This window comes from Symplocastrum torsivum, from assembly GCF_059505465.1.
Genome location: NZ_JCACKQ010000045.1, coordinates 339,468 through 353,103 on the forward strand (window position 1 = coordinate 339,468; position 13,636 = coordinate 353,103).

A 13,636-nucleotide genomic window follows, 5' to 3' on the forward strand; every position below is an offset into this window, starting at 1 on the left:
ACAGCATTTTAAGCTGAAGTAGCTGTGTCAGCATGATTTAGGGCTGAACGCGCATTCAACGACAGCATCACCCGTGAAACGCCAGTGAAGAGAACGCTGACACCAACCAAAGTGCCAATCAGCCAAGGTGCATTAAACGGCCACTGAAACCCAATCATTCCACCCAATAGCAGGGTAATGATGCCATTACCCAGTGCCCATGTCCAGTTTTGTTGTGGACGTAACCGGAAGGCAAGAATCAACTCAAACACACCTTCAGTTAGCAAAAAGCTACCGAGCAACAAAGTCAGCGTCAGGACACCCGTTAAGGGGTAAACAAACAGCATCACACCCGTTGCAATGTACAGAACACTCAACAACAGCTTCCAGATGAAGCCTTGATCATTATTACGAGTTTGAAACGCATAGACCAGCTTGCTAGCTCCCGCAGAGACAAGGATAAAAGCAATCCAAGTCTCAGCAACGATTGTAGAGAAAGCAGGAGATGCGATCGCAACAATCCCCAAAATCATTAAAAGAGCGCCAATCAGGAGCGACCCATTAATCCCCTTCTTGATGTCACTAGACTTAACCTCGGTAGAAACGTCGGTTGTCATACAAATCTTTTCCTTATGCTTAAATAAACCCTATCTTCAGGCTAGAAAAATTATCAAAAACTGGATAGAACCCTAAGGTAGACCCTGCCTGAATAAGCTTCTCTTCCCTACTGATTCAGTATGGTAGGAGAAATATTAAGCTTGCGGAGGATTGTAAACGCTCCAATCTTGAATACCCTGCACAGCTTTTACGTTATCGTTTAACAGTCTTGCCAATATAGCAAACTGAAGTGTCTTCATTAATTTGGATTTTAAAGGGTTCAGGTTTCTCACCCTGTCTTTGATTGCTTAAACCCCTCGCAACAATCTTTTTAAGAGTTTCAAAGTTAGTACCATCCGTAACATCAAACCCTTTGATGACGACATCTGAAAAGCCACTGCTTTCCATTAGTTCAATCAATTCATCGGGCTTAATAAACTTATTCCAGTCATGAAGACCTTGTGGTAGTTGCTTTAGAATGTATTCTAGAAGCCAAATCATTATTACCTTGGATTTAAAAGTTCTATTGATTGTATCAAATAAAAAAATCCCATTTTTATTTAAAACTCTATAAGCTTCTGAAAGAACTTTTTCCAAATCCGCAACATGCTCTAAAACATCAAAGCATAAAACAACGTCAAAAGTATTATTGTAGTAAGGAAGGTCTTCAGCCGCTCCACACTGATAATCAATTCTTAAACCACTATTCCTAGCATGTTCTTGTGCAGCTTTAATTGAATTTAAAGATAAATCAATCCCCGACACTTTAGCCCCTAATTTAGCTAGTACCTCACAGGCTAATCCACCTCCGCAACCAATGTCTAAAGCCTTGATTCCTCTCCAATTCGGAATATAATTCTTAAAGAATTCAAACCTTGTTTTGTTAAAGTGGTCAGATAGATTTAAAGCTTCACCTTCCTTCCACCAGCTCTCAGCATTTAACTCATAGTATTCTAAATCATTCCTTTTCATTTTTTAGCCTGCATGTAAATGTAGGATTTAGCTGTTTTTTTCTTTGCAGGATTTTCCCGCTCTTATTAAAGAGAATAATTTTTACAGCTTTACCCAACTTCTACCGAAAGCATAGATCTAGTGTTAAGGCAGTTTGTAATTAAAAACACTAATGATTTTCCAGCGCCCTCCTATTACCCAATCACTCTTTTGAAAGTAGGTGGTAGGTGGTAGGTGGTAGGGGAGAAAATTTTTCATCCTTTTTTGTGAAGGCAATTCCTGGAAAGTCTTGTACCTAGGGTATCAATTTGCTTAACGTTAACCCCTTCCTTTAGCTAGAAGATCAGACAAAATAGCTATGATTGAAACCTTGATTGTTTCTAAGGCTGATGAGTCAATAGCCAGATGGCAAGTTGACGAGAAGAAGCGTTAAAAGTAATGAGTTGTTAGCTGTTGTTGGGAACTCCGACATCAGCGCAGCAAGTTGGAGCAGTTTATCCGATTGTTATCTCTGCTCAAAGAAATGCTGGAGTGCTTCTTCACTAGGGTTGTCGCCAAAGGTTCTAACAATCTCTAAGGCTTGTTGATAACACCGCTCTCCTTGAGCCTGTAGATTGAGACGGTCATAAGCGGTTACTAGATGCTGGAGAAATCTTTCACTCTCAGCAATGTCATCCAGAAGCATCGTACTGCTGGTTGTGTAGTGGTGGGCTTGCAAAATTCCTAAAGCTTGGAAGTGATACCCCAATGCTTGAGGTAAGTAGCCTAGCTTATAGTGAACTGCGCCCATGTAATCCAGGCATCTTGCTTTAGCGTTCGCTGACGTGCCAACTACCTTGCGAATTGCCAAGGCTTGCTGATACAACTTCAAAGCTTGCCGTTCTTGGTTCAGCCTGACATAGGCTGTGCCCATACTCTCAAGCGTGATTGCCTCACCCTTGTAGTTGCTGACTTTTTGGCAAATTGCTAAGCCTTGCTCGAAGAAAGCCAGTGCCTGACGAGGGCGATTGAGTTGTAAATAAATTTCCCCAATCGTGTAAAGAGTAGCGCTTTCGTCGGTTTGTGAATTACCTAAGCTTTGAAACCTGCTCAGCGCTTGACGAGAGCAAAAGAGTGCTTGCTCTAATTGACCTAAACAGCTATAAACTGACCCAAGCTGATTAAAGGTTCTCGCAACACTATGCTCATCACGGGTTTCTTTGAAAATCACTAAGGCTTGTAAATAAGCCTTCAGCGCTTTGCGTTCTTGGCTAGTCTGACGATAAGCCGCCCCCAGACAATTGAGAATGACAGCCGTGCTAGAGCGATTTTTGTTCGCTTGGGCAATCTGCAACGCTTGCTCAAGGCACTTAACACCCCAAGCATACTCTCCAAGATTGCAATGAACTAAGCCTATACCCCTGAGACTATTGATTTGGCTCTCACGGTCGTTGTTCGCTTGAGCATTTGCCAGAGTTCGATGCAGTTCCTTCAACGCAGACTGTAGCTGGCTTTCGTGGCTGACTTTGCCTTGATGCCGCCTAGTACAACAACAGCCACAAGGCGGTACCGTGCTACCTTCTTCTCCCTGCTCATGCAGCCGCTCTAATTCAGCTTTAGGATTCAGATAAGTTTGCATGGTGCGAGTTCTCCCTCTACAGACTTCAGAGATTCTGTACTCTAAATGGTTATACCTCTCAAGCCTTCAAGGGATATGCAGATGCAATGTGCTAAATCTGACCTGATGACTACTAGACTTTTTGCAAAAGTCAATTAAAGCGAGGTAGCTTTAGTCTTATCACTCCTTTTTTCTCTATTTACGCAAAAATACTAAGCTTGCTCGGCATGAAGCCTTGCCTTGGTTAGATACTGTTAACCAATAACCGTCAACCCTCAACAAGCATCGACTTGCCATCCGTTTTTTCTACCTTTTCAAGAAAGTCCAGCAGAATACGTTGGTGAGGATGCCCTAAAGGTCGCACCTGACCGGCTTTTTCTGAATAACAACTTCCTGCCCTAATCTCATCAGGCGTTAGCAAACCCATATCCCAGCCTTCTCCTAGCACCAGTTGATTTAGCTCTACTGTTAGGGGAGCGTGGAAAACATGACGAGTCACGTCTGAATCCAGATAACAATGAAACTTTGAAATCCAAGGAGGGCTATAGCTAATTTCTTCTAATAATTCTCGCTTGACGGCTTCTTCGGGTGTCTCACCGGGGTCGATATGACCACCAAAAAAGCCCCAACAACCGGGATAGATGATGCCAGGAATATTATCTCGTAGCTGCATCAAAAAGCGGTCTGGGGTGTGAATGATTGCGATCGCTACTTCAAGGGGTTTGCTGTTCATTACGCTCCTCTGGGAGTGGTGATGGCTTCAGTTGTCCGGCTCTTCGTTCTAGTTGTTGCTGCTCTTGGACAAAGACTTCGCCTAAATCTTGTCCACCGACAGGAATGCTTTGAAATTGCACCTGACCTTGGATCAAAACTTGATCACCAATGTTGGGAGGAGCTTGACTAGTGAGTACCCAGATGGTGCCAGTATCATCCTCAAGTTTATAAGCACCGTTTTCCACAAATGGGGCGCGATTGCTGACTTGACCTTGGAGGTAAACTGTAGCAACAGCATTCTGATCTTTCGGGATTTCTCCAATCTTTGTGATGTTCCCTCTAAAACCGCCGAGACTAATCCCACCCATACTCAGGGGAGCTGAGTTCCCACAGCTAATTAGCCCTCCGCCAAAGAAAACAAAGCACAACGGCAGAAGATAAAACACTATTGATTTTGACATTCCCCCCGTTGACAAGAAAGAGTGGGAGGGGTTATTTTTTGCCTCTCTATGTTGCATCGCTGTGACTACTCCCAACGCTAAACAGCTTACACGGTTATAGCGTGAGCTTTGAGAATTTGAATACCCAACGCTGCCAGTTTCTGACGAATGACTCGTTTGTTAATCATTTTTGACCAATGAGCGAAATCTGAGAAACTGTTATGGTTTAATGTCTAGCTGCTGAACGTGAACAACACCAAGTACCTCAGAAAACGCTCCTTCAACTGCAATGGACTCATCACACTCCTACTTACTCGATGGTAAAGCCCTTGCTCAACGAATTCAGACACAACTGCAAGAACAGATAAAACCCCTGCTCTCGGCAACTGGTCGCCCTCCTGGATTAGCCGTGCTGATGGTGGGTGATAACCCTGGCAGCCTCGCCTATGTGCGAGGGAAAGAACGTGCCTGCGCCAAGGTTGGGATCGCCTCTTTTGGTCGCCATTTTCCGGCTAATACGTCCCAGGTAGAACTAGAGCAAACGATTCAAGCTCTCAATCAAGATGAGCGCGTGGATGGGATTCTTGTTCAACTCCCGTTACCTGACCATTTAGATTCTGTTTCCCTACTGCACCAAATTCATCCAGATAAAGATGCTGATGGACTGCATCCCGTTAATCTAGGGCGCTTAGTCCGAGGGGAAACTGGATTACGCAGCTGTACGCCTGCTGGTGTAATGCGCCTGTTGCGAGAGTACCAAATTGACTTAAAAGGCAAACAGGTAGTTGTTGTCGGACGCAGCATCTTGGTCGGAAAGCCATTGGCGCTGATGCTTTTGGAAGCCGATGCGACGGTGACAATCGCCCACTCGCGATCGCAAAATCTCCCTGAGATTACCCGGAATGCTGACATCCTAATTGCTGCTGTCGGACGCCCTCAATTAATTACGGTTGATATGGTTAAGCCGAAAGCGGTAGTGATTGATGTTGGGATCAATCGCGTTACCGATGAAGATGGGAAATCACGCCTGGTTGGGGATGTTGACTTTGACGCAGTTCGGGAAGTCGCCCAATTTATTACCCCTGTGCCTGGTGGTGTCGGAGCGATGACCGTTGCCATGCTGTTACAAAATACTGTGCTTAGCTATACGCGATCGCACTTTGTACACTAGTGCGAGAGTTAATCGCACGCATAAAGACCCCAAGCCCCGTAGAATTGTTAGGACAGTGACAAAACATCAAGGAACTAAGGCATGGTAGCGACGGATGGGCGACCTGCCCCCAAAGGGGAATCCCCTGCTTTTGACTTATCAACTTACCTAAAAGAGCGGTGTATCCAAGTCGAGGCAGCTCTCGACCTTTCGCTCCCGCTCACCTACCCTGAAAAGATTTACGAGGCAATGCGCTATTCCCTACTCGCTGGGGGTAAGCGGTTGCGCCCGATTCTTTGCCTTGCGACGTGTGAGTTAGTGGGTGGCACCGTTGAAATGGCGATGCCTACTGCCTGTGCGTTGGAAATGATCCATACCATGTCATTAATTCATGATGACCTCCCGGCAATGGATAATGACGATTATCGTCGGGGGAAACTCACCAATCACAAGGTTTATGGTGAAGACATTGCGATTCTGGCAGGAGATGGCTTGTTAGCTTATGCCTTTGAGTATATTGCTACTCAAACCCAGGATGTCACAGCAGGGCGAGTATTACAGGTAATTGCTCGGCTAGGTAGGGCGGTGAGCGCTTCAGGATTAGTGGGAGGTCAAGTGGTTGACCTGGAATCGGAAGGAAAGCCAGATATTCAGGAAGAAACCCTTACTTATATTCATACTCACAAAACTGGCGCGTTGTTAGAAGCCTGTGTAGTTTGTGGGGGAATTTTAGGGGGAGCAACAGAGTCAGAGGTTGAACGACTCTCTCGCTATGCCCAAAATATTGGGTTAGCGTTTCAAATTGTTGATGACATCCTGGATATTACTGCCACCCAGGAAGAACTGGGGAAAACCGCAGGTAAAGACCTTGTGGCGCAAAAGGCAACCTATCCAAGCCTCTGGGGACTAGAAGCCTCAAAAGCCAAAGCCAATGAGTTGGTAGAGGCAGCAAAAGCCGAGTTGGAACCCTTTAAAGAGAAGGCACAACCCCTTAATGCGATCGCTGATTTTATTACAACACGAACTCATTAGGAGATTGGGAATTGGGAATTGGGAATTGGGACAAGGAGGATTCTTTACTATACTATGCCCCTTGTCCGTTGTCTCCCTAATCGCTAATCCCCAATCCCTAATTCTCACCTGCTTTAATTAACACTTATCGTTTCAATTTCAAGTAAAATCCTATGCAGGACTTTGGCGACATCCTAGATAATCAGGTGCTGCTGGTTGCAATCATTGCTTGTCTGGTTGCTCAACTCTCCAAGCTTCTTGTCGAACTCACCAAAAACCGCAAATTTAATCTCCGTGTCCTTGTAACCACGGGTGGAATGCCCAGCGCCCACTCGGCACTAGTTGCTGCATTAGCGACTGGGGTGGGGCAAACTTTAGGATGGGCTAGTCCTGAATTTGCGATCGCGGTACTTTTTGCCGTAATTGTTATGTATGATGCCGCTGGTGTTCGTCAGGCAGCGGGTAAACAAGCTCGCATCCTTAACCAAATCATTGATGAACTGTTCACCGAAGGCAAACAATTTAACGAAGACCGTTTGAAGGAATTACTAGGACATACACCCTTTCAAGTCATTGTCGGCTTGGCACTGGGCATTACCATTTCCTGTTTAGCCTCTCCGGCTTATCAGTTTTGAAAACTTCCCAATTGGGATTAACGAGTGGAGGGGTAGGGCGAACGGTTAAGGGAGAAAGGGGAAGGGTGAAAGGTAATCGCCCTTAACCTTTCCCTTTGTCCTGTGAGCTAGAACGATAAACTCATTTTGCAATTTCAAGCCTCTGAGAGCTTAAATGCCACGACTCAACTTGCTGAACGTACTAAGCTAATGGGCATTCAAGTTGCAGCTTATCCTGGGCAGACTGGATTCGAGTTGAAGAAAGTCTTGCGTGAGTCACCATCAGTCACTACGGCATCAGCTAGGGAAATCGCCGCAGGTGTTGGTGTCCGATGCTTGCTAGAGTCTTCTAAAATCTCTATGACCAATGTTTTTTGCTTGGGAGTAAGCCTATCGAGCCAGCGTTTGACCCATTCTTCTTGCATAATATTGTTGGAAGCAGTGAGCATCTTGGTTTTCCTAGATTGTTCAGCTATCCCCAGTTTATAAAAAAAATATTAAGCTGGCTGTGAGTAAAGGCACATCTAATGTGAATATTTCAAAAAGTTTGAAAGACTTAGCATTTATCCGCTAAACTGTCTACACAATGCAACTACTGGAGTTGAGTCTTCCGGTATTTTTGCCAGTTTTAAAAATTGACAACTGGGCTAAGTAAGGTGACTCGGCGACTATCAACAACCATACTCCAGAAACCGCGATCGCTTAGTTCCCGTAAGGTCGAGTTTGCCTCTCTCTGACTCTTGGTATACACAGCTAATAAGTAAGGGCGTTGACCATAGGAAACCAAGCCTACATCACTGCCAATTAGCTGCCGTACCTGCGAGGCAACTTCCGGCTGATTGAAGTAATCAACCAACACAGCATATCCCTCACCTAGAGGCTGAGGATTGTAAGCACGGGAACTCGTCGTTGGCATTGCGGCAGTCGGTCGAACTACATACGCGGATAATCCGACGACCTCATTAACATAGCGTGCCCAAGTGTTTGCATCCTCAAGCTGCCGGAACCCTCCAATGCGTGTCACCGTATCGTCTAAATATTGACAAAAGGTAGACTGAGTGTTCGGCGGCAAGGTTTGTTGAATGACTTGATGCCTCTCTGATGTCTGGCTAAGTACTAATAAAAGATACTCATCTGACTGGGGCGGCTGGCAAGAAGAAACGGGTTGTTGCGCCATTGCCAAGTGTGCACCACTCATTAAACTGCTAAGTGCTAAGTAGGTAGACACAATTAAGCGTAAGATGCTGACCTCTCCCCTAACCCCTCTCCTGCAAGGAGAGGGGAACCGAAGTTCTCCTACGCTGCTAGGGAAGGGGGCTGGAGGGTTAGGTTTTTTGTTGTGCTTAATTATGTCCACCTACTTAGCAAGACCTAACTGAATAAGAATAAGGCTATATAGCAAAAGGCAAAAGGCAGAAGGCAGAAGGTTTATTACTAGTACGTGGTCGTTTGAACCGTTAAATCTGTCCTAACCTTTATGACGACAGCTATCTCTTTCACGACGCTTAACTCGTTATGTCCTCTCAAGATACGGCTGCCAAAGAACCAAGGGGGTCAGGTATCGTATCAGATGGGGCTTGAAATTCGCCAGTTTTGACAAATTCTAAGCGCAGCTTTAACCAGGTGATGAACTGAGGATTGGTAGAAATTATCGCGGCTGCGGGTTGGGGGCATTCTTGCTTGGCTTGTGTCATCTGGGGTGCCTCCAGGAAAGCAGGTTGTTTGACTAGCCAAAAGTCAATTTCTTTTTCCTGTTCGTGGTAGTGCCTTGTGCGTTCTTTAAGCACTTCATCAATGGGTTCTTCTTCCATCAGGAAGTGTTGACTTGCTAAAACGTAGTAGTAGGTTTGCATTGGCAAAAGTTGTTGGTTGTTGGTTGTTGGTTGTCATTCAGGTACATCTAAAAGTTGTGAAACAGCGTTGGAGTCAGGAAAGCAAAAAAGCTGATGGCTGATAGCTGAAAGCTTTCTGCTATAACTTTCCCCACATCGCTTGTTTCATTTCTCGGACAGCCCGTTCTAGACCAACAAGTACGGATCTAGAAATAATGCTATGACCAATGTTGAGTTCTTCCATGCCTTCGAGGCAAGCTACAGGATAGACGTTCCAGTAAGTAAGACCGTGACCCGCATTGACTCGTATGTCTGATGCGATCGCGTGTTCACATCCTTTTGCGAGTATTGCTAGTTCCTTCTTGCGACTTCCCTCATCTGTTGCCTCAGCATAGGAACCTGTATGCAGTTCAATGAATTTGGCTTTCATTTGAGCGGCTGCATCAATTTGTGCTAGGTCAGCATCAATAAACAAGCTAACGGGAATATCGGCTTCTTGCAATTTAGTAACCATCTCACTTAGTCGGTGGCTTTGACTCGCAACATCTAGTCCTCCTTCCGTTGTTACCTCCTCCCGTTTTTCAGGAACAAGGGTAACGTAGTCGGGTTTAATATCAAGCGCGATCGCTACCATTTCATCAGTCGGTGCCATCTCCAAATTCAAGTGAGTTCGCACCGTCTGTCGCAATAGGCGAACATCCCGGTCTTGGATGTGGCGCCGATCTTCCCGCAGATGTACGGTAATACCATCGGCACCAGCTAGTTCTGCCAACACAGCCGCCGCAACTGGATCGGGTTCCACTGTACGCCTTGCTTGCCGAATTGTGGCGATGTGGTCAATATTGACACCAAGTGTCAGCACTTACGTTCTTCCCCTAAACTCTTCTGGAGTCTACAGCCCTCTATCTTACCTGAAAGACGACCGTTGCCGAGGTTTGTTGTGACTTGCTAACTTCAGACTAAAAAAGAGCGATCGCAACCCACCTAGTTCACGGGTTCTGTCCGCTTGGACATCTCCGTTCCTACTAGAAACCACGCATTTCATCCCACGCTCACCAAGAGAGGGTTGAGACGTGAGGCTTCTGCTGATTCAGCTAAATCTGATAAATTAGACAAGAATAAAGCTTTCAGTTTCTAAGTATATTTTCTCGTGATTAGTATCACTACTACACTGAAACACTAGCCCACAATTCAGTAGACTGTAGCATTAACCGAAAATTCAATGATGCATTCTTAGATACAAAACTTAAAATAAACCCTTAGTTATTTGCGAGGTTACCTGAATCGTGCGTTCCCAAAGCATCACCAAACGAGAAGTTCAACCAAAAACCATCAGTCGCCGGACAGGAGCATTTGCCTTAATCGACAGTCTCATACGCCATGGTGTAGAGCATATTTTTGGCTATCCCGGTGGGGCAATTCTGCCAATTTACGACGAACTTTACCAGTGGGAAGCCGCTGGTGAAATCCAACATATTCTAGTGAGGCATGAGCAGGGAGGTGCCCATGCGGCTGATGCTTATGCTCGTGCGACAGGTAAGGTCGGTGTTTGTTTTGGGACATCGGGTCCCGGAGCGACTAATCTGGTTACGGGTATTGCTACCGCTCACATGGACTCGATTCCTATGGTGATTGTGACGGGTCAGGTGCCTCGTACTGTGATTGGTAGTGACGGCTTTCAGGAAACGGATATCTATGGCATCACGCTGCCTATTGTGAAGCACTCTTATGTCGTGCGTGACCCAAGGGATATGGCGCGAATTGTAGCGGAAGCCTTCCACATCGCTAGCTCAGGACGTCCGGGGCCAGTTTTGGTTGATGTTCCCAAGGATGTCGGTTTAGAAGAATTTGACTACGAGCCAGTCGAACCAGATACGGTTAGATTAACAGGCTATCGTCCAACGGTGAAGGGAAATCCTCGCCAAATTAACCAAGCATTGAATTTAATTCGTCAAGCACGACGGCCACTACTTTATGTAGGCGGTGGTGCGATCGCAGCGAATGCGTACAGCGAATTGCGTCAACTGGCAGAGATTTTCCAAATTCCGGTGACGACAACCTTAATGGGAAAGGGTTCTTTTGAGGAGTCTCATCCCCTAGCTGTCGGGATGTTGGGAATGCATGGTACGGCTTACGCCAACTTTGCCGTGAGTGAGTGTGACTTACTGATTGCTGTCGGCGCACGTTTTGATGACCGAGTAACAGGTAAATTAGATGAATTTGCCTCCCGTGCGAAGGTGATTCACATCGACATTGACCCCGCTGAAGTAGGCAAAAACCGCGCACCCGAAGTGCCAATTGTAGGTGATGTGCGGCAGGTATTGCTTGACCTGTTGCGTCGGTACGAGGAAGTGGATATTCCCGCAGAACCAAACCAAACGAGGGAGTGGTTGCAACGAATCAACCGTTGGCGTGAGGATTATCCTCTACAAGTGCCTCAATATCCCGATCGCTTGTCGCCCCAAGAGGTGATTGTCGAGTTGGCTTGTCAGGCACCGGATGCTTACTACACAACCGATGTGGGTCAGCATCAGATGTGGTCAGCACAGTTCCTCAAGAATGGTCCACGCCGTTGGATTTCCAGTGCTGGTTTGGGAACGATGGGCTTTGGTTTACCAGCCGCTATGGGAGTCAAGGTAGCGCTACCAGATGAACAAGTGATCTGTATTGCTGGTGATTCCAGTATCCAGATGAATATCCAGGAATTGGGTACGCTTGCACAGTTCGGTATCAACGTGAAGACGGTAATTATCAACAACGCTTGGCAGGGAATGGTGCGCCAGTGGCAGGAGGCATTCCACGGAGAGCGTTATTCTTCCTCAAATATGGAAGTTGGGATGCCAGACTTTGTGAAACTAGCAGAGGCGTATGGCATTAAGGGGATGTTGATTGAGAACCGGGATGAACTCAAGGATGCGATTGCCGAAATCCTCGCTCATGATGGCCCAGTACTAGCAGATATCCGAGTCAACAGAAACGAGAACTGTTACCCAATGGTGGCTCCCGGCAAGAGCAATGCTCAGATGATAGGACTTCCAGAACGTAACAAAATTGAAGTCACAGAGCTAGTCTATTGCAGTAGCTGTGGAGCAAAAAATATTGCGAGTAACAAGTTCTGTCCTGACTGCGGCACAAAACTGTGACTTGACCAAGCTTAAGTGAGCTGTTCTCACGTTAAAAAAGCCCCTGCCAATGGTAGGGGCTTTTTTATGCTCAAGTTTCTCTATGACAACCATCAATATTACTCATGGAATAAGTCCTGCAATTAACTCAATCTTTAGTAAATATAAATACCTGGATGAATAATTCATTTCATCATCCAGATAAGCGATCGCCTCTTGGGCTATGCCAACGGCAATCGCGTGGTAGGATAACTCCTTGATCATTCAAGCCTATGAAATTGCGTTTTATGCCCAGAGGTTGGTGGCGATTCCTTAAGTATCTTTCCTTACTCTTGCTGGGATTATTTATAACAGTATTGTTCGCTAGCACCCCTACCTCTGCGATCGCACAAAGCACAGTGCCAGAAGCAACAACACGGCAACCTCTTCAAGAAATTCGCGGGGTTTGGATGACTGAAAATGACCATGACATCCTCAGAGATCGCTCCAAAATGCAAGAGGCTGTGAGTCAACTTGCACGGTTGAACCTCAATACGATCTATCCAGTCGTATGGAATTCTGGCTACGTGCTGTATCCGAGTGCTGTAGCCCAACGGGCAGAGATTCAACCGTTTGTCCGCAAAGGCTTACAAGGGCAAGATATCCTCGCTGATCTGATTACTCAAGCCCATCGCCAAAGGCTACTCGTAATTCCCTGGTTTGAGTTCGGCTTCATGGCACCTCCGACATCGGAACTAGCATTAAATCATCCGGAGTGGCTGACGCAACAGCGGGATGGTAACCAAACTTGGATTAGTGCGGCGGGTGAGGTGGTGTGGCTCAATCCCTTCCTGCCAGAGGTGCAGAAGTTCATCACCGATCTCGTGCTAGAAGCCGTTACCAAATATGATGTTGATGGCATTCAGTTTGACGATCACACCAGCTTACCCAATGTATTTGGCTATGATCGCTACACGCTGGCTTTGTATACACAGGAAACCAAGAAAGATGCACCTGCCAATCCTCAAGATCCAGAATGGGTGCGCTGGCGGGCTGATAAAATTACGGCGTTCATGAGCCAACTCAACCAAGCTGTAAAACAGAGAAAGCCCAATGCAATATTCTCTGTTTCCCCCAATCCCTATGTCACTGCTTACAACACTTACCTACAAGACTGGCTGGCTTGGGTGCGGCAGGATATTGTAGATGAGCTAATTGTGCAAGTTTATCGTCCTGATTTGCAAAGTTTTCTCAACCAGATTACCCGCCCTGAAATTCAAGAGGTGCAACAAAAGATTCCAACCGGAGTCGGTGTGCTAACAGGCTTAAGGAATAAGCCTGTTCCGATGCCACTGATTCAGAGCAAGGTTCTGACAGCACGCGATCGCGGATTGGGTGTATCGTTCTTCTACTATGAAAGCCTTTGGGAGAATTCACCAGAACCCATTACGGAGCGGCAATCTAACTTTCAATCTCTCTTCAACTTACCGGCTTCCCGCTTAGCAATGAAATAATATCGATTTCGTGACATACTCCAGACGCTCACCCTAAACGGGTAAAGCACTGGCTTCTCTTAGAGTTTAGTCCAAGAGCGCTTTTAAGTGAGGCGATGTCCATCCACACTATTCCAAAAAATCTAGGATGCTCAAT

Annotated in this window: 15 protein-coding genes; 5 read left to right on the forward strand and 10 right to left on the reverse strand. The window is 46.1% G+C overall.

All coding sequences use genetic code 11. The features are described from left to right. Positions 1-8 precede the first annotated feature (8 nt). The 5 genes from AC5JL3_RS15310 to AC5JL3_RS15330 all read right to left on the reverse strand — a co-directional run bounded on the left by AC5JL3_RS15310 (position 9) and on the right by AC5JL3_RS15330 (position 4,299). Positions 9-596, reverse strand: a complete 588-nt coding sequence (locus AC5JL3_RS15310; protein WP_496075285.1) for an HdeD family acid-resistance protein — start codon at positions 594-596, stop codon at positions 9-11. A 193-nt stretch (positions 597-789) separates the two neighbouring features. After that, positions 790-1,548, reverse strand: a complete 759-nt coding sequence (gene ubiG, locus AC5JL3_RS15315) for a bifunctional 2-polyprenyl-6-hydroxyphenol methylase/3-demethylubiquinol 3-O-methyltransferase UbiG (protein WP_496075286.1) — start codon at positions 1,546-1,548, stop codon at positions 790-792. 484 nt (positions 1,549-2,032) lie between these two features. After that, positions 2,033-3,145 (reverse strand): tetratricopeptide repeat protein, encoded by a 1,113-nt coding sequence (locus tag AC5JL3_RS15320; protein ID WP_496075287.1) that lies wholly within the window; start codon positions 3,143-3,145, stop codon positions 2,033-2,035. Between the two features lie 247 nt (positions 3,146-3,392). After that, entirely contained in the window at positions 3,393-3,857 is a 465-nt protein-coding gene (locus AC5JL3_RS15325) for an NUDIX hydrolase (RefSeq protein ID WP_496075288.1), read from the reverse strand. Continuing rightward, on the reverse strand, positions 3,838-4,299 hold the full coding sequence (locus AC5JL3_RS15330; protein WP_496075289.1) for a DNA-binding protein: 462 nt from the start codon (positions 4,297-4,299) through the stop codon (positions 3,838-3,840). Before AC5JL3_RS15330 ends, AC5JL3_RS15325 begins: the two co-directional genes overlap by 20 nt. Positions 4,300-4,567: 268 nt before the next feature. Between AC5JL3_RS15330 and folD the strand changes: the two genes are divergently transcribed. From folD to AC5JL3_RS15345, 3 genes are all read left to right on the forward strand, one after another. After that, entirely contained in the window at positions 4,568-5,449 is an 882-nt protein-coding gene (folD, locus tag AC5JL3_RS15335; RefSeq protein ID WP_496075290.1) for a bifunctional methylenetetrahydrofolate dehydrogenase/methenyltetrahydrofolate cyclohydrolase FolD, read from the forward strand. 81 nt (positions 5,450-5,530) lie between these two features. After that, positions 5,531-6,460 carry a geranylgeranyl diphosphate synthase CrtE gene (gene crtE, locus AC5JL3_RS15340; protein ID WP_496075291.1) on the forward strand — a complete coding sequence of 310 codons (930 nt, stop codon included), beginning with the start codon at positions 5,531-5,533 and terminating at the stop codon, positions 6,458-6,460. 152 nt (positions 6,461-6,612) lie between these two features. Further along, positions 6,613-7,074, forward strand: a complete 462-nt coding sequence (locus AC5JL3_RS15345; RefSeq protein ID WP_496075292.1) for a divergent PAP2 family protein — start codon at positions 6,613-6,615, stop codon at positions 7,072-7,074. 209 nt (positions 7,075-7,283) lie between these two features. On the opposite strand, the gene AC5JL3_RS15350 is transcribed toward AC5JL3_RS15345, so the two are convergent. The 4 genes from AC5JL3_RS15350 to AC5JL3_RS15365 form a co-directional block, all read right to left on the reverse strand. Then, positions 7,284-7,502: a hypothetical protein gene (locus AC5JL3_RS15350; RefSeq protein ID WP_496075293.1), complete on the reverse strand. Its 219-nt coding sequence runs from the start codon at positions 7,500-7,502 to the stop codon at positions 7,284-7,286. A gap of 179 nt (positions 7,503-7,681) precedes the next feature. Beyond that, complete coding sequence (locus tag AC5JL3_RS15355; RefSeq protein WP_496075294.1) at positions 7,682-8,251, reverse strand: hypothetical protein; 570 nt, start codon at positions 8,249-8,251, stop codon at positions 7,682-7,684. Between the two features lie 325 nt (positions 8,252-8,576). Next, entirely contained in the window at positions 8,577-8,906 is a 330-nt protein-coding gene (locus AC5JL3_RS15360) for an MgPME-cyclase complex family protein (protein WP_496075353.1), read from the reverse strand. 118 nt (positions 8,907-9,024) lie between these two features. Next, positions 9,025-9,747: a pyridoxine 5'-phosphate synthase gene (locus tag AC5JL3_RS15365; protein ID WP_496075295.1), complete on the reverse strand. Its 723-nt coding sequence runs from the start codon at positions 9,745-9,747 to the stop codon at positions 9,025-9,027. A 424-nt stretch (positions 9,748-10,171) separates the two neighbouring features. On the opposite strand from AC5JL3_RS15365, the gene ilvB reads away from it, so the two are divergent. Next, the gene (gene ilvB / locus AC5JL3_RS15370) at positions 10,172-12,028 is read left to right on the forward strand and encodes a biosynthetic-type acetolactate synthase large subunit (RefSeq protein ID WP_496075296.1); all 1,857 of its coding nucleotides are present in this window, start codon (positions 10,172-10,174) and stop codon (positions 12,026-12,028) included. A 102-nt stretch (positions 12,029-12,130) separates the two neighbouring features. Here ilvB and AC5JL3_RS15375 read toward each other — a convergent pair whose 3' ends face one another. Beyond that, the gene (locus AC5JL3_RS15375; RefSeq protein ID WP_496075297.1) at positions 12,131-12,271 is read right to left on the reverse strand and encodes a hypothetical protein; all 141 of its coding nucleotides are present in this window, start codon (positions 12,269-12,271) and stop codon (positions 12,131-12,133) included. An 8-nt stretch (positions 12,272-12,279) separates the two neighbouring features. Between AC5JL3_RS15375 and AC5JL3_RS15380 the strand changes: the two genes are divergently transcribed. Continuing rightward, positions 12,280-13,500, forward strand: coding sequence for a family 10 glycosylhydrolase (locus tag AC5JL3_RS15380; RefSeq protein ID WP_496075298.1), 1,221 nt, complete (start codon positions 12,280-12,282; stop codon positions 13,498-13,500). Positions 13,501-13,636: the final 136 nt, after the last annotated feature.